The organism is Streptomyces diastaticus subsp. diastaticus (assembly GCF_011170125.1).
Taxonomy (GTDB): Bacteria; Actinomycetota; Actinomycetes; order Streptomycetales; family Streptomycetaceae; genus Streptomyces; species Streptomyces diastaticus.
In genome coordinates this window covers 178,150-193,104 of the sequence record NZ_BLLN01000002.1, presented here as the reverse complement: position 1 = coordinate 193,104, position 14,955 = coordinate 178,150, and the positions used below count along the sequence as shown (strand labels likewise).

Sequence of the window (14,955 nt, the reverse complement as noted above, 5' to 3'; positions counted from 1 at the left end):
TCTGGACCCCCTCGCCCGGTGATACGATCATCGGACTTTCAGCAGACTGACGGTGCGTGAGATAGCGCGCTACGGGGGGCAGTCGCGACGGCTCCATCGTGGAGGAGCGGGTGTGGTCCCCCCAGTGAGGTCCGTATGAGGCGGCCCGCGGCCTTGGCCTTCCGTGCGGAGGGAGCCCGCAGCGCTCGCCGCGGGCTCCTTCGGCCGCCCGCAGCTCCGACGCGATGCGACTTGAAGAGAGTCTCATGACGTCATTCATCCAGGAGCCACTGTTGTGGGTCCTGCTTGTTGTTCTGGTCGCTGCGGCGCTCGCAGTGCTGAGTGCCCGCAGAACCAACCTCGCCCTGCGGCGGGGGAAAGGGGAGCTGGAGAGGAGCCTCGCCGAGGCCCGCGGTGAGATCGGCCGCCTGCACCTGCGTCAGCAGGAACTGGGCGCCCGCCACGCCCACGACGTGGCCGACGTGCGCGCCGACGCGGAGTCCGCCACCAAGGCCGTACTGAAGTCGGCCATGGGTACCCTGCAGTCCCTCGCGGAGGAGCAGCAGCTCCTCCTGGACGGGCTGCTCAAGAAATACGGCAACGACGCCGAGGTCCTCGGCGACCTGATGTCCGTCGACCACACCGGCAGCCAGTTCTCCCGCCGCGCCAAGGGCATCTCCGTCCTGTGCGGCGGCTGGCTCGGCCGCCGCGACGGCACCGCCACCGTGTACGACGTGGCCCGCAGCGCCCAGGGCCGCATCAAGGACTTCGGCCGGGTGAGCGTCCACTCGCAGGTGAACGTCGCCGTCACCAGCAAGGCCGTGGAGCCCGTCGCGGTGGTCCTCGCCGAGCTGCTGGAGAACGCCACCAACTACAGCGCCCCCGGCACCCCGGTCGAGGTCAACATCCAGGCCGTACCCAGCGGCGTCTGCTTCATCGTGGACGACGCCGGTCTCGGCATGGACCAGGAGACGAAGGACCGCGCGGCCATGCTGCTGGCCACCGACGGGACCGTCGACATCACGAGCCTCGGGGACCCGCCCCGGGTCGGATTCGCCGTCAGCGGCATGCTCGCCGCCCGCTACGGCTTCGCCGTCTCCGTCGGGTCGGTGTCCCCCTACGGAGGTGTGCGCGCGGTGATCCGTGTTCCGGAGGAACTGCTCACGACGGACTTCGCCGAGCCGGCCCAGCCCCCCGCCCGCGCCGAGGTGCCCGCGCCCCAGCCGACGCACCACCTGACGGCCGTACCCGACACCCCCACCTCGCACGTCGTGGGCACCACCACCGGCGGCCTGCCCAAGCGGCGCAGGCGTGCGGCCGAGGTGGCCGCCGCGGGCGCGCCGAGTGAACCCGCCACCACCGCGGAGACGCCGGCCGCCGACAGCGAGATGACCGCGTCGCGACTCGGGGCGTTCGCCCGCGGGACGCGGATCGGCCGGGACACGATGACCACGGAAGGACCCGAGTACCAGTGACAACCGATCTCTCGTGGGTGCTGAACGACGTGCTGGAGGTGCGCGGCGCCCGTCATGCCATCCTCGTCTCGGGTGACGGACTCCTCCTCCAGAGCTCGGACGGCATCGAGCGCGGCGAGGCCGAGACCAACGCGGCCGCCATGAGCTCGATGCAGTCCCTCAGCCGCGCCGTCGCCGGCTTCGTCGGCCTCGGCCGCGGCGTGTGGAAGCAGACGCTGATGGAGTACGACGGCGGCTGGATCTTCCTGATCGCCGCGGGCCAGGGCGCCTACCTGGCGGTCTCCGCGGCCGTCGACGTCGACATGGAGTCCATGTCGATCCGGATGCAGAAGACGGTGGCGTCGCTGAGCAGAGCGATGGGCGTGGCGCCACGCTCGAACAACGGTGTGAACGTATGACGAGGCCCGGCGAGGAAGCTTCCGTCACCAGCGACTTCGTCCGGTCCTACGTCATCACCGGCGGGCGCACCCTGCCCGCCGGCGACCAGCTGGCACTCCAGACCCTGGTGACCATCGCCCCCGACCGGACGCTCCCCCTGGGGGCGTCCCCGGAGGTGAAGGCCATCTGGGACCTGCTGGGCGGGGGTTACCTGTCCGTGGCCGAGGTGGCCGCCCACGTCGCCCTGCCGGTCGGCGTGGCCAGGCTGCTGCTCATCGATTTACTCGACCAGGGCCACCTGCTGCGCCGTGCCGAACCGCCGCGGGCGCAGAACGTTGAGAGAGACACTCTTGAGAAGGTTCTGAATGGACTCCAATCCCTCATCGGCTGAGACGGCTCAGGGACCGCTCTACGTCTCCGAGGCGGTGACCACCGCGGCCAAGATCCTCGTGGTGGGGCACTTCGCCGTCGGCAAGACGACGCTCATCGGCGCGCTGTCGGAGATCAAGCCGCTGCGCACCGAGGAGAAGATGAGCCAGGCGTCGGTGCAGTTCGACGACCTGAGCGCCGCTCCCGACAAGCGCACCACCACGGTGGCCCTGGACTTCGGACGGCTCACCCTCGCCGACGACCTGGTCCTCTACCTCTTCGGCACCCCGGGGCAGCAGCGCTTCATGCAGTTGTGGGAGGACACGGCGCGCGGCGCCCTCGGGGCGCTGCTCCTGGTCGACCCCGCCCGGCTGGAGGAGACCTTCCCGGTCATCGACCTCATCGAGAGCTACGGCCTGGACTACACCATCGCCGTCAACAGCTTCACCCCGGAGCAGAGGTACGGCGAGGACGAGGTCCGCGAGGCTCTCGACCTGCTGCCGGACACCCCGGTCGTCTACTGCGACGCCCGCGACCGCGAGTCCTCCGCCCGCGCCCTGATCGCCCTCGTGCGCCACCTCCTCACGCGCGAGCGCGTCGCCTGACCGACCCCCGCCCCGCCCTGGCCCGCCCCCGACGGGACACCCTCCAGGACCCCCCGCCCGCCCGGGACGCCCGGGACACAGAGAGAGACCCCATGGAAAGCCACCCCCCGTACGCGTCGGCGACCGGCAGATGCCCCATGCACGACGCCAACTTCGCCGCCGACCCCCAGGCGGTCTACGACCAGTTGCGCGCGCAGGGACCGGCCGGGCCGGTCGAGCTGGCGCCCGGAGTCGACGCGACGCTCGTCGTGGGGTACGAGGCGGCGCTGCGCGTGCTGCAGAACCCGACGAGCTTCCCCCGCGACGCCCGCCGATGGGCGGCGCTGAACGAGGGCCGCGTCCCGATGGACAGCCCGGTCCTGCCGATGATGGCGTACCGGCCGAACGCCCTGTTCACCGACGGCGCCGTGCACCTGCGGCTGCGCAAGGCGGTCACCGACAGCCTCGCCAAGCTCAACATCACCCGCATCCGCCGGGACGTCGAGCCGATCGCCGACTACCTCATCGACCAGTTCAGCGAGCGAGGCCGCGCCGACCTCCTCGCGGAGTACGCCAAGCTGCTGCCGCTGCTGCTGTTCAACAAGCTCTTCGGCTGCCCGGCGGACATCGGCGACACCCTCACCACCGCCATGTCGGCGATGTTCGACGGCAAGGACCCGGTGCGGACCAAGGCCCAGATCGACTCCTGCCTGATGCAGCTCATCGCGATCAAGCGCCGCGAGCCGGCCGACGACGTGATCTCGTGGCTCATCCAGCACCCCGCCGGGCTGACGGACGAGGAGCTGAAGGACCAGCTCGTGATGTTGATGGGCGCCGGCATCGAGCCGGAGCGCAACCTCATCGGCAACGCCCTGCTGGAACTGCTCGCCGGCGGTGAGGGCGGCCGGGGCGCCGGGATGATGGTCGAGGAGGCCGTCGACCACGTGCTCTGGCACCGCACGCCGATCGCCAACTACGCCGCGCACTACCCGGCCCAGGACACGGACTTCGGCAACGGTGTCATAGCCCCCGCCGGCAGCCCCGTCCTCATCTCCTTCGCCGGGGCCAACAGCGACCCGGCCCTCGCGGAGGCCCGCCACAGCGCGGGACGCGGAGCCCACCTCGCCTGGGGCGCGGGCTCGCACGCCTGCCCGGCCAAGGACCCGGCGCAGGTCATCGCGGTCACCGCGATCGAGAAGGTCCTCAACGCCCTGCCCGACCTGGTGCTCGGCGTCCACGAGGAGGAACTCCAGTGGCGGCCGGGCCCGTTCCACCGGGCCCTGGTCTCGCTGCCGGTCGCCTTCAGCCCGACCCCGGCCACCCGGATGGCCGCGGCCCTGCAGAGCCGGGGCGTCCCCCAGCAGCAGTCGGCGCACGGGACGCCGCAGCCGCAGCACACCGCTCAGCCGGCCTCGGAAGGCGGTCGCAGGAAGGGCTTCTGGAGCTCCTTCCTCGACATCTTCCGGGTGTGACCACCCGGGCGGACGCCCGTCGGGGCCGCCCCGACGAAGGTCCGCCCGGGTGGCCCGCGACGAAGCGGAGAGAGACGGCCCGCCGTGTACGCACACGGCGGGCCGTCTCGCGTCACGCCGCGTTCCGCTCGCTCTCCGCGACCGCTTCCAGACGGGTCTCGGGCCGGGCGTCGGGCAGGCCGGCGGGGTCGCTCCCCGGCAGCTCCTCCGGCACGAAGAAACGTTCCACCAGGGCGAGGGCGTGCGGCTCCAGGGACGCCACCACCCGCTCGATCTCGTCGGGCAGCCGCCGCACCTGCTCCGCCGTCAGCCGCTCCCCGGCCAGCAGTTCCCCGCTGTGCGCCGCCACCTGGCGCAGCGCGAACAGCCGGTGCAGGTCGTGGAGGCGCTCGGCCTCCTCGGCGGCGACCCGGTCGGTGGCCTCCAGCAGGGCCTCGCCCGCCAGCCGGTGCGCGTGGGCCCCGACCAGCTCCAGCGCCGGCGTCACCGCGCCGTTCCAGCGGACCATCGGGTTGCCCCGGGTACCCGGGGCGCGCAGGCGGGTGCGGGCCCGCTCGTGCCAGACCCGCTCGATGTCGGCCATCAGGTCCTGGAGGTGCGCGCCGTCACGCAGGGACCGCTGCTCGGGGGCGGTCTCGCTGGGGGGCTTGGGGGTGAACCCGCCCATCAGCAGCTCACCGGCGGCCTTGACCCAGATGACCTGGTTGTCGCCCTCGGCGGTGATCGTGCCCTCGTTGGCGGCCAGCTGCCCCGCGATGCCCTGCGTCAGCAGCAGCCCCTTGGCGCCGCACCGCTCGCGGCAGGTGGTCATGGTCTCCCGGGCGGCCCAGGTGATCCAGCCCTTGGTCACGGCGACGAGGCGCTCCACCTCCTCGCGTTCGGCGGTCCCGGCCACCTCCCACTGGCGTACCACCGAGCGGTGCAGCAGTGTCGCCGCGTACGTGGTGGCGAGGGCGTCGAGCAGCGGCTCGTGGTGGCTGCGGTGGGCCATCAGCGGGACCCGCTGGCCTCTGGTCATGCCGGCGGTCAGCCGCGCGGCGCCGTGCCGCACCGCGACGGCGACGGCCTGCCGGGTCGCGCCCAGGCTGTACCCGGACATGCAGAGCTTGCCCATGCCCACCCGGCCGATGGAACGCAGGAACCGCATCCGGGGGCTGCCCAGGGAACTGGTGAACTCCCCGTCCGGGCTGAGCCGCCCGTGGTCGCCCTGGAGCATCGCGCTGTGCGGCAGCGAGACCTGCTCGAAGGTGGTCGCGCAGTGGTCCACGGGGGCGCCGGAGGTGTGCGGCAGCCGCTCCACGCGCACGCCGGGCAGGTGGCCCCGCTCGTCGCTGAGCGGCGTGAGGAAGAGGAAGACACCGTGGTCGTGGCCGTCCACCAGCAGCCGGGCGGCGACCACGGCGTCCTTCGGGCCGCCGGTCAGTGAGGTGTTGGGCATCCACTTGGCCGCCCCCGGGCCCGGGGTGTCGAGGACGAACCGGCGCGAGTCGCGGTGGTACTCGGCCGTCGTCTCCATGTTCACGGCGTCGTTGCCGTGCTCGGCCTCGGTGCACAGGAACGTCCCGATCCTGTCCATCCGGACGTACGGCTCCAGGTCGCGGTCCTCGTGGTCGTGGTCGAGGAGGCTGCCCAGGAAGAGGTTGTAGTGGATGGAGGCCAGCGTGGCCATGCCGGGGTCGGCCGGGCCCGCCCACTCGTGGAGCGCGGTCAGCGCCGACGCGCTCCGGGAGAGCGCGCGGGCGTCCGGTATCGCCTCGGCGACGGTACGCAAGCGGCGATAGGACAACTCGACCCGCTCGTGATGGGCCAAGTCCCGGTGACCGAATTCCTGTGTGCTGAATAGCTCGCGCCAGCGCCGGTGGTCCTCGCTCCGTGTCGCGAACAGCAGGGCGTCGGAAGCGGAGGAACGGCGGAGCGGAATCTCTCGTTCAGTAATCACACCCCGTAAAGTATCGGTGGTCAGGGAGTTATGACCAGGGCCCAACTGATCATGTGTCATATGTCAAGTGGGCAGTTCCGGCCGTATGCTGACAGGGCGTATGCCCAATGTGGGGGAATACGTCGCGAATACTCGCGAGGATGGCGCGATGTCGCCGTCAGCGCGGGGGCGGGGCGGCGGGGTCGCCGTCCGCCGGGTCCTCCTCCCGCTCCACCCGGCTCAGCTCCGCCGTGAACTGCGCGCCCAGCAGCAGCGCCACGTTGGAGAGCCACAGCCAGATCAGGAAGACGACGATGCCGGCCAGCGAACCGTAGAGACGGCTGTACGTGCTGAGCACCGAGGCGTAGAGGGCCAGCCCCGCCGAGGCGGTCAGCCACAGCGTGGCGGCCAGGGCCCCGCCGGGGAGGCTGTACGCGCGGCGGCGGGCGGCCGGTGGGCCGTTCCGGAAGACCACCACGACCAGGCAGGCGACCAGGCAGGGCAGCAGCGGCCAGCGCAGCACGCTCCACGCCCACGCCACCCCGGCGTCCAGCCCGAGCAGCCGCCCGAACGACTCCGCCACCGGCTCGGTCAGCATCAGCAGCAGCGAGCTGACGACCAGCAGCGCCAGCAGGGCCAGCGCGGTCGCCACGATCCGGTGCGCCTTCTGCCACGGCGAACGCCGGTCCGGCACCCCGTGCATACGGTGCAGGGCCCGCCGGGAGACGGCGAGATAGCTGGAGGCCGACCACAGGGCGCTCGCCCCGCCCGTCACCAGCAGCGTCCACGCCGTCGAGTCGACCCGCACCACCCGGGTCAGCACGTCGCGCAGCGGGGCCCCCGAGTCGCCCGGCGCCCACGCGGTCACCTGTGCCACGAACCGCTCCGCCGTGTCCGGGCTGACCAGGCCGAAACCGATCACCACGACCAGCAGCGCGGGCAGCACGGCGAGGATCGCGTAATAGGTGAGCGCCGCCGCGTAGTCGGAGACGTCGTCCCGCCAGAACGCGCCGGGCGTGCGCCGCAGCGCCTGCCACCAGCCCGCCGGACGCCTCGGCCCGGTGCCCTCCGCCGGGCGGCCCGCCTCCGTCTTCGCCGGCCGGCCGTCCTCGGCCACGGCCGCGCCCGCCGCACGGGGTGGGTGCTCCATCGTTCCTCCTCGCGGTGTACCGGGGCGGTACGGGGTTCCGGTGCCTGCCCCGTCCGGCGGTGCGTGCGGGGAGTGGCACGGTACCCCGGCCCGGTGCGGCGGGCCGGGGCTACCGTGGTCGCCGGTGAGCGGGCCCGGGGGCCCGCGACAGTTACGGAAGGGGGCGCCGTGGGCGACACGTGGACCGGGGAGAAGGTGCGGCTGCGAGGGGTCGAACCCGAGGACTGGCGGGGCTTCCGTGACCTGGCCCGGGACCTCGACGGGGTCCGCGCCGCCGACCTGGTCCAGCCGCCGCGCTCCGACGAGGGCTTCCGGGCCTGGACGGCCGAGCGGGCCGGGCGGCCGCCCGGGGGCGAGGCGTTCCGCCTCGTCGTCGAGGTGGTGGCGGACGGGAGCTTCGCCGGGGCCGTGACGGTCGGGGAGACCGACCGGCGGGCCGGGCGCTTCCGGATCGGGGTCGAGATCGGGCGGGGACACCGGCGCCGGGGGTATGCGGCCGAGGCCGTCTCCCTGCTCCTCGCGTACCAGTTCGGCGAGGAGCGGCTCCACAAGTGCGAAGTCGAGGTGTACGCCTTCAACGAGGCGTCCCTCGCGTTGTTCCGCGGGGTGGGCTTCGTCGAGGAGGGCAGGTTGCGCGACCACGAGTTCCTCGCGGGCGCCCACCACGACGTGGTCCTCCTCGGGATCACGGCCCCCGAGTACCGGTCCGCCGCCACCGGCTGAGCACCGCTTGCCCCTGCCGGACGCCGATGGCGCCGAGCGCCGGCCGGGCTGTGGGTTCGCGGCCCCCGCGGTGCGTGCACCAGCGCCCCGCCCGGCCCGGCCGCGAACGGTCCGCGCCCCCCGACGGACCGCGCGGCGGGGCGGTGCCCCGGCAGGGGGTGGCCGAGTCGCGTCAGCCGGCGAACTCCGTGAGCCAGGCGGGGAACTCGGCCAGGCCGGCGAGGACCACGTCGGCCCCGGCGTCGCGGAGTTCGGCGGGCGTGCACCCGCCGGTGGCGACCGCCACGGAGAAGGCCCCGGCGGCCCGAGCCCCGCGCACGTCCCCGAGGTGATCCCCCACGTACACGGAGGCGCCCTGCTCGCGCAGCGCCACCCCCTTGGCCTCGGCCCAGAGGCCGCCCACCACGAGGTCGGCGCGGAGGCCGAGGTGGTCGAGGTGGAGCCGGGCGTGCTCCTCGTACTTGGCGGTGACGACGAGGGAGCGCCCGCCGTGCGCCCGGACCGCCTTCAGCGCCTCGGCCGCGCCGGGCAGGGCGAGCGACGGGGTGATCGCGGTGCCCGGGTACAGCTCGCGGTACCGGGCGGCGACGTCGGGCACCTGGTCCGCCGGGTACCAGGCGGCCAGCTCCGTCTCCAGCGGCGGCCCGAGCCGGGAGACGACCAGGTCGACGTCGATCGGGACGCCGGTCTCGGCGGCGAGGACGCGGTAGGCCGCGCCGATGCCCGGCCGGGAGTCGATCAGCGTCATGTCCAGGTCGAACCCGACGACGGGGCCGGACGTGCCGGGCGACGGGCGGGCGGCCGGGACGGCGGCCCCGGCGGGACCGGAGGCGGCGGGGGCGCTGGGAGAGGTGAGGTACTCGGGCATCCCCCCATTGTGCCGCCCCGGGCGGCCGTACACTTAGCCAAGCCTAAGTACGGGCGCAGAGCGGGCCATTGGGGCCTTCGGCTCCCATTTCGCCATGCCGCCATGGCGTCGTGCCCCGGCGTACGCCCCTCCCCGGCCGACGACGCGAGAAGGACCCGATGGCCCCCGCACCACCCGCCGCCCCACCTCTGGAGAAGACCCCGGCCGCCCCGCCCCGGCCCCGCCGGGACCTGGCCGCACGCCGGGTGGGCTGGACGGTGGTCACGCTGGCGGCGCTGCTGGCCGCGGTCGTCCTCAGCCTGGCCGTGGGCGCCCGGACGGTCGCGCCCGGCACCGTCCTGGAGGCACTGTTCCAGGGCGCCACCGGCCCGGACGCGGAGGTGGTGCGGGAGATGCGGCTGCCGCGCACCCTGACCGGCCTCATGGTCGGCGCCGCGCTCGCCGTGGCCGGTACCGCGCTCCAGGGCATCACCCGCAACCCCATCGCCGACCCCGGTGTCCTCGGCATCAGCCAGGGCGCCTCGGTCGGCGTGGTCCTCGCCATCGCCTTCGCGGGCGTGCACACGCTGGCCGGGTACGTCTGGTTCGCGTTCGCGGGGGCGGGGCTCGCGGCGGTCGCCGTCTACGCGGTGGCGGCGGGTGGCCGGGGCGGCGCGACCCCGGTCAAACTGGCGCTGAGCGGCGCCGCGATCAACGCGCTGCTGGTCTCCGTCACCACCGCCGTGCTGACGACCAGCTCGGGCGCCCTCGACGAGTTCCGCTTCTGGAACGTCGGCGCCCTCCAGGGACGGGACGCCGCCGTCGCCTCGCAGGTGTGGCCGTTCCTGCTGGCCGGGCTGCTCCTGGTGGCGTCCGCGGCCCGGGGACTGGACGCCCTCGCGCTGGGGGAGGACGTGGCCAAGGGGCTCGGGCAGCGGGTCGCGGCCGTACGGATCACGGCGGGCGCGGGGGCGGCCGTGCTGACCGGGGTCGGGGTCGCCGCGGCCGGGCCGATCGCCTTCGTCGGCCTCGCCGTCCCGCACCTCGTCCGCCACCTGGTCGGCGGCGACCACCGCTGGGTGCTGCCGCTGGCCGCCCTCACCGGTCCGGTCATGCTCCTCGCCTCCGACACCGTCGGCCGCGTCCTCTTCCCGCCGGGCGAGGTCCCCGCCGGGGTCATGACGGCCCTGGTCGGCGTGCCGTTCCTGGTCGTGCTGGTACGGGGCAGGGCGGTGAGCGCGTGAGGACCGCCGCCACCGAGCCGGTCGCCGCCCCGGTACGCCCCGCCGGCCACGCCGCCGTACGCCTGGGACCCGTCAGCCTGCTCGTACCCGTGCGGGCCGCCGCGACCGCCCTCGTCCTGGTGGCCGTGCTCGGTGCCGCCTGCGTCGCCTGCCTGAGCTTCGGGGAGGCTTTCGTCGCTCCCGGGTCGGTGGTCGACGTGCTCCTCGGCCGCCCCTCGCCGGACGCCCTGGTCGTGGGGGAGCTGCGGCTGCCGCGGCTGGTGGCGGGGCTGGCCGTGGGGGCCGCGTTCGGGCTCGCGGGCGCGCTCATCCAGACGGTCGCCCGCAACCCGCTCGCCAGCCCCGACCTGATCGGCGTCAGCCAGGGCGCGAGCGCCGCCACCGTCGCCGCGCTGACCTTCGGCGTCACCTCGTACACCGTGCTGCCCTGGATCTCGGTGGGTGGCGGCCTGTTCGCGGCGCTGCTCGTGTACGTCTTCGCCTGGCGGGGCGGGCTCAAAGCCACCCGGTTCGTGCTGGTCGGCGTCGGCTTCGCGGTGGCCCTGCGCGCGCTCACCACCCTCTTCCTGACCAAGGGCGACCAGACCGTCGCCCAGCAGGCCCAGGTGTGGATGAGCGGTTCGCTCAACGGCCGCGCCTGGCCCGAGGCGGCCCTCGTCGGCTGGACCCTGCTCGCCGCCCTGCCCGCCCTCGTCTGGGCCGCCCGCGCCCAGCGCACCGTCACCCTGGACGACGCCACCGCGACCGGGCTCGGCGCCCGCCTGGGCCGCACCCGCCTCGGCCTGGTCCTGATCGGCGTGGTCCTCGCCTCGGTCGCCACCGGCGCCGCCGGACCCGTCGACTTCGTCGCCCTGCTCGCCCCGCAGACCGCCCGGCGCCTGACCCGCACCGCGCAGATCCCGCTGGTCTGCTCCGCCCTGACGGGGGCCGTGACCGTGGTCGCCGCCGACCTGCTGGCCCGCCGCCTGTTCGCCCCCACCGAACTGCCGGTGGGAGTGCTCACGGCGGCGGTCGGCGCCCCGTACCTGATCTGGCTCCTCGCCACCCGACACGGCCCCCGCGCCACCGGAGGCACCTCATGACCCGCACCGCTCCCGCCCGCCTCACCGCCCGGGGCCTCACCCTCGCCTACGAGGACCGCACCGTCGTCCCCGGCCTCGACCTGGACATCCCCGACGGCAGGGTCACCGTCATCATCGGGCCCAACGCCTGCGGCAAGTCCACCACCCTGCGGGCGCTCGGCCGGCTGCTGCGCCCCGCCGGCGGCGCCGTCCTCCTCGACGGCACCGAACTGGCCCGGCTGCCCACCCGGCGGATCGCCCAGCGCATCGGCCTGCTGCCGCAGACGCCGGTGGCACCGGAGGCGATCACCGTGGCGGACCTGGTGGCCCGCGGCCGCCAGCCCCACCAGCGGTGGTGGCAGCAGTGGTCCCAGGAGGACGAGCGGGCGGTGACCGACGCCATGGCCCGCACCGCCACCACCGAGCTGGCCGGCCGGCCCGTCGACGCGCTCTCGGGCGGCCAGCGCCAGCGCGTCTGGATCGCCATGGCCCTCGCCCAGGAGACCGAACTCCTGCTGCTCGACGAGCCCACCACCTACCTCGACCTGGCCCACCAGGTCGAGGTCCTCGACCTGGTCCGCCGCCTCAACCGCGAGCAGGGCCGCACCGTCGTCCTCGTCCTGCACGACCTCAACCAGGCCGCCCGCTACGCCGACCACCTGGTCGCGCTGCGCGAGGGCCGCGTCGTCGCCGAGGGCACCCCCGCCGACGTGGTCACCGCCGGCCTGGTCCGGGACATCTTCGGCCTGGAGTGCGTCGTCGTCCCCGACCCCGTCACCGGCTCCCCGCTGGTCGTCCCGGGCGCGCCCTGGGGGGCGCCGCCCGGGCCGGAATCCGCCGTACCCGCCGTCCCCACCCGAGAAGAAAGCAGGGCCACCTCATGACGCGTCGCCCCCTCCTCGCCGCCACCGGCGCCCTCACGCTCACCCTCCTGCTCACCGCCTGCGGCTCCGGCGAGGACACCGCCGCCTCCGGCAAGGACGGCGGAGCCACCCGCACCGTCAGGACGGCGATGGGCGAGGTGGAGGTCCCGGCCGAGCCGAAGCGGGTCGTCGTGCTCGACACCGGCGAACTGGACTCCGCCCTCACCCTCGGCGTCACGCCGGTCGGTGCCGTCCGCTCCGACGCCGCCCGCGGCTTCGCGAGCTACCTGCCCGAGGACGAGGTGGCCGGGATCGAGAACGTCGGCGTCATCGCCCAGCCCAACCTGGAGGCCGTCGCCGCCCTCAAGCCCGACCTGATCCTGACCTCCAAGGTCCGCGACGAGGCCCGCTACGCCCAGCTCAGCAAGATCGCCGCCACCGTGATGTCGGAGAACACCGGTCACCCCTGGAAGGAGAACTTCCGGCTGCACGCCGAAGCCCTCGGCAAGCAGAAGGAGGCCGACCGCGCCATCGCCGCGTACGAGAAGCGGGCCGCCGAGGTCACCGAGGCGGCCGGCGGCCCGGCCAAGGCGCGGAAGACCGAGGTCAACGTGGTCCGCTTCGTCGAGGGCGCCGACATCCGCATCTACGGCAGGAAGAACTACATCGGCACCATCCTCGCCGACGTCGGCCTCGGCCGCCCCGCCGTCACCGACAAGGCCGCCGACGGCTTCTCGTACGACGTCAGCCCCGAGAAGATCGACCTGGCCGACGCCGACGTCCTGTTCACCGCCACCTACGGCGATCCGGAGAAGGCCAAGGAGACCGAGACCACCGAGTCCGCCCTCTGGCGCTCGCTGACCGCCGTCAAGTCCGGTGCCGTCCACCGGGTCGAGGACGAACTGTGGCTCCAGGGCATCGGCTACACCGCCGCCCAGCAGATCCTGGACGAGCTGGAGGAGGCCCTGACCGCCTGAGCGGGCCCCGCGGCCGGGCGCGGGCCCGGCCGGCTCAGCCGGGGGAGACCATCGCGAGCACCCGGTTGACGCGCGTCGACCCCGTGCCGGTCCAGGGCGCCGCGCGCCGGGAGCGCCCGTCCTCAGCCCTCCACGGCCGCCCGCGTCTCCCGCCGCTGCGCGCTGACCGAGCGGACGAGGCCGGCTCCGGCGATGAGGAAGCCGACGCCCATCAGCATGGAGACGAGATAGGCGGCGGTCGGGAACGGGTCGGAGCCGAGGAAGAGCGGCGCGACGGTGACGAGGGTCGCCAGGGCGCCGATGATGAAGACGACGCCGCCGGTCTTCACGAGGCGGTCGCCGGGGGCGGGGGTCTGCTGGGTGGTGTCGGACACGGGTCCAGGGTAGTTCCCCGGCGTCCCCGATCTCCGCGCCGGGGTTCAGCGGATGGGATAGCTTCGCCGTGGGTACATCCCCCCTGATATGTGACCAGGACACTGCGGCCGAAGGGCGGCAGGGCGAGAAGGGACAGTGCTTTGCCGACTGGCAAGGTCAAGTGGTTCAACAGCGAGAAGGGCTTCGGCTTCCTCTCCCGCGACGACGGCGGCGACGTCTTCGTGCACTCGTCCGTGCTGCCCGCCGGCGTCGAAGCCCTCAAGCCCGGCCAACGGGTGGAGTTCGGGGTGGTCGCCGGGCAGCGCGGCGACCAGGCGCTCTCCGTCACGCTCCTCGACCCGGCGCCCTCGGTCGCCGCCGCGCAGCGCCGCAAACCCGACGAGCTGGCCTCCATCGTCCAGGACCTCACCACCGTCCTGGAGAATGTCAGCCGGCAGTTGGAGCGCGGCCGCTACCCGGACCGGGCCTCCGGCGCCAAGGTCGCCGGGATGCTCCGCGCCGTCGCCGACCAGCTCGACGTCTGAGCGACCCACCCCGCCCGTGGACGACGAGACCGCCGGGTCCCGCCCGGCGGTCTCGTCGTACTCCGGCCGCTACGGGAAACGCAGCGCGTCCGGGGCCGGCGGCGGGACCAGGCCCTCGGCCGCCGCCCGGGTCAGCAGACCGCGTACGGCGGCGTAGCCGTCCTCGCCGAGGTCGGCGGTGAACTCGTTGACGTACAGGCCGATGTGCTGGTCGGCGACGTCCGCGTCCATCTCCTGCGCGTGCGCCAGGACGTAGGGGCGGGAGGCCGCCGGGTCGTCCCAGGCCATCCGCACCGAGGCGCGCAGGGCGTCGGCCAGCGCGGTCAGGCGCTCGGCGCCCAGCGACCGGCGGGCGATGATCGCGCCGAGCGGGATCGGCAGGCCCGTCGTCGCCTCCCAGTGCTCGCCCATGTCGGCGAGCTTGTGCAGGCCGTGGTTCCGGTAGGTGAAGCGCGCCTCGTGGATGACCAGCCCCGCGTCGACCTTGCCGTCCCGCACCGCGGGCATGATCTCGTGGAAGGGCATGACCACGGTCTCCCCGACGCCGCCCGGCACCTGGTCAGCCGCCCAGAGCCGGAACAGCAGGTACGCCGTCGACCGCTCGCTCGGGACCGCCACCGTCCCGCCCGCCAGCGCGCCCGGCAGGGCCGCCTCACGGGTCAGCACCAGCGGACCGCAGCCCCGGCCGAGCGCACCGCCGCACGGCAGCAGCGCGTACTCGTCGAGCAGCCAGGGCAGCGCCGCGTAGGAGACCTTCAGGACGTCGTACTCACCGCGCTCGGCCATGCCGTTGGTCAGGTCGATGTCGGCGAAGGTGACGTCCAGGGCAGGGGCGCCCGGGACGCGGCCGTGGGCCACCGCGTCGAAGACGAAGGTGTCGTTGGGGCAGGGGGAGTAGGCGATGCTCAGCCGTCCCGCGCCGCCCGCCCCGGTCCCCGCCCCGCCGTCCGTGCCGTTCTCCGCCATGTCGCCGCCCTCGCCTTCCCTGCCACCGCTTCGAGTGTCGCGTGTGTGCG

16 protein-coding genes are annotated in these 14,955 nt (G+C 74.0%); 11 read left to right on the top strand and 5 right to left on the bottom strand.

The features are described 5' to 3' along the window. Positions 1 to 245 precede the first annotated feature (245 nt). The 5 genes from Sdia_RS02625 (at position 246) to Sdia_RS02605 (ending at position 4,257) form a co-directional block, all read left to right on the top strand. Positions 246 to 1,454, top strand: a complete 1,209-nt coding sequence (locus tag Sdia_RS02625) for an ATP-binding protein (RefSeq protein WP_181843936.1) — start codon at positions 246 to 248, stop codon at positions 1,452 to 1,454. Further along, a complete protein-coding gene (locus Sdia_RS02620) occupies positions 1,451 to 1,852 on the top strand; it encodes a roadblock/LC7 domain-containing protein (protein ID WP_100456243.1) in 402 nt (133 codons plus the stop codon). The genes Sdia_RS02625 and Sdia_RS02620 overlap by 4 nt, the downstream gene beginning before the upstream one ends. Continuing rightward, on the top strand, positions 1,849 to 2,223 hold the full coding sequence (locus tag Sdia_RS02615) for a DUF742 domain-containing protein (RefSeq protein WP_100456242.1): 375 nt from the start codon (positions 1,849 to 1,851) through the stop codon (positions 2,221 to 2,223). The genes Sdia_RS02620 and Sdia_RS02615 overlap by 4 nt, the downstream gene beginning before the upstream one ends. Next, positions 2,198 to 2,806, top strand: a complete 609-nt coding sequence (locus Sdia_RS02610; RefSeq protein ID WP_100456241.1) for a GTP-binding protein — start codon at positions 2,198 to 2,200, stop codon at positions 2,804 to 2,806. The genes Sdia_RS02615 and Sdia_RS02610 overlap by 26 nt, the downstream gene beginning before the upstream one ends. A gap of 137 nt (positions 2,807 to 2,943) precedes the next feature. Continuing rightward, positions 2,944 to 4,257: a cytochrome P450 family protein gene (locus Sdia_RS02605; RefSeq protein WP_100456240.1), complete on the top strand. Its 1,314-nt coding sequence runs from the start codon at positions 2,944 to 2,946 to the stop codon at positions 4,255 to 4,257. Positions 4,258 to 4,369: 112 nt separating this feature from the next. On the opposite strand, the gene Sdia_RS02600 is transcribed toward Sdia_RS02605, so the two are convergent. Both Sdia_RS02600 and Sdia_RS02595 read right to left on the bottom strand, forming a co-directional pair. Continuing rightward, positions 4,370 to 6,256, bottom strand: a complete 1,887-nt coding sequence (locus tag Sdia_RS02600; protein ID WP_229830935.1) for an acyl-CoA dehydrogenase family protein — start codon at positions 6,254 to 6,256, stop codon at positions 4,370 to 4,372. Positions 6,257 to 6,353: 97 nt separating this feature from the next. Next, entirely contained in the window at positions 6,354 to 7,325 is a 972-nt protein-coding gene (locus tag Sdia_RS02595) for a YihY/virulence factor BrkB family protein (protein WP_229830932.1), read from the bottom strand. A 168-nt stretch (positions 7,326 to 7,493) separates the two neighbouring features. Here Sdia_RS02595 and Sdia_RS02590 point away from each other — a divergent pair, with 168 nt between their 5' ends. After that, a complete protein-coding gene (locus Sdia_RS02590; RefSeq protein WP_100456238.1) occupies positions 7,494 to 8,048 on the top strand; it encodes a GNAT family N-acetyltransferase in 555 nt (184 codons plus the stop codon). A gap of 172 nt (positions 8,049 to 8,220) precedes the next feature. Here the strand turns inward: Sdia_RS02590 and Sdia_RS02585 are convergent, their stop codons facing one another. Next, a complete protein-coding gene (locus Sdia_RS02585; RefSeq protein WP_189500122.1) occupies positions 8,221 to 8,916 on the bottom strand; it encodes an HAD family hydrolase in 696 nt (231 codons plus the stop codon). 158 nt (positions 8,917 to 9,074) lie between these two features. On the opposite strand from Sdia_RS02585, the gene Sdia_RS02580 reads away from it, so the two are divergent. The 4 genes from Sdia_RS02580 to Sdia_RS02565 are packed head-to-tail and all read left to right on the top strand — an operon-like array spanning position 9,075 to position 13,040. Then, complete coding sequence (locus Sdia_RS02580; RefSeq protein WP_115067770.1) at positions 9,075 to 10,139, top strand: FecCD family ABC transporter permease; 1,065 nt, start codon at positions 9,075 to 9,077, stop codon at positions 10,137 to 10,139. Further along, the gene (locus Sdia_RS02575) at positions 10,136 to 11,221 is read left to right on the top strand and encodes a FecCD family ABC transporter permease (protein WP_100456236.1); all 1,086 of its coding nucleotides are present in this window, start codon (positions 10,136 to 10,138) and stop codon (positions 11,219 to 11,221) included. The genes Sdia_RS02580 and Sdia_RS02575 overlap by 4 nt, the downstream gene beginning before the upstream one ends. Then, on the top strand, positions 11,218 to 12,084 hold the full coding sequence (locus tag Sdia_RS02570; protein WP_100456235.1) for an ABC transporter ATP-binding protein: 867 nt from the start codon (positions 11,218 to 11,220) through the stop codon (positions 12,082 to 12,084). Before Sdia_RS02575 ends, Sdia_RS02570 begins: the two co-directional genes overlap by 4 nt. Further along, the gene (locus Sdia_RS02565; RefSeq protein WP_115067771.1) at positions 12,081 to 13,040 is read left to right on the top strand and encodes an ABC transporter substrate-binding protein; all 960 of its coding nucleotides are present in this window, start codon (positions 12,081 to 12,083) and stop codon (positions 13,038 to 13,040) included. The genes Sdia_RS02570 and Sdia_RS02565 overlap by 4 nt, the downstream gene beginning before the upstream one ends. A gap of 122 nt (positions 13,041 to 13,162) precedes the next feature. Here the strand turns inward: Sdia_RS02565 and Sdia_RS02560 are convergent, their stop codons facing one another. Further along, positions 13,163 to 13,414, bottom strand: a complete 252-nt coding sequence (locus tag Sdia_RS02560) for a hypothetical protein (RefSeq protein ID WP_100456233.1) — start codon at positions 13,412 to 13,414, stop codon at positions 13,163 to 13,165. A 141-nt stretch (positions 13,415 to 13,555) separates the two neighbouring features. Here Sdia_RS02560 and Sdia_RS30530 point away from each other — a divergent pair, with 141 nt between their 5' ends. Then, complete coding sequence (locus Sdia_RS30530; protein WP_100456232.1) at positions 13,556 to 13,939, top strand: cold-shock protein; 384 nt, start codon at positions 13,556 to 13,558, stop codon at positions 13,937 to 13,939. A gap of 69 nt (positions 13,940 to 14,008) precedes the next feature. Here Sdia_RS30530 and Sdia_RS02550 read toward each other — a convergent pair whose 3' ends face one another. Continuing rightward, positions 14,009 to 14,905 carry a 1,4-dihydroxy-6-naphtoate synthase gene (locus Sdia_RS02550; RefSeq protein ID WP_181843937.1) on the bottom strand — a complete coding sequence of 299 codons (897 nt, stop codon included), beginning with the start codon at positions 14,903 to 14,905 and terminating at the stop codon, positions 14,009 to 14,011. Between the last annotated feature and the right edge of the window lie 50 nt (positions 14,906 to 14,955).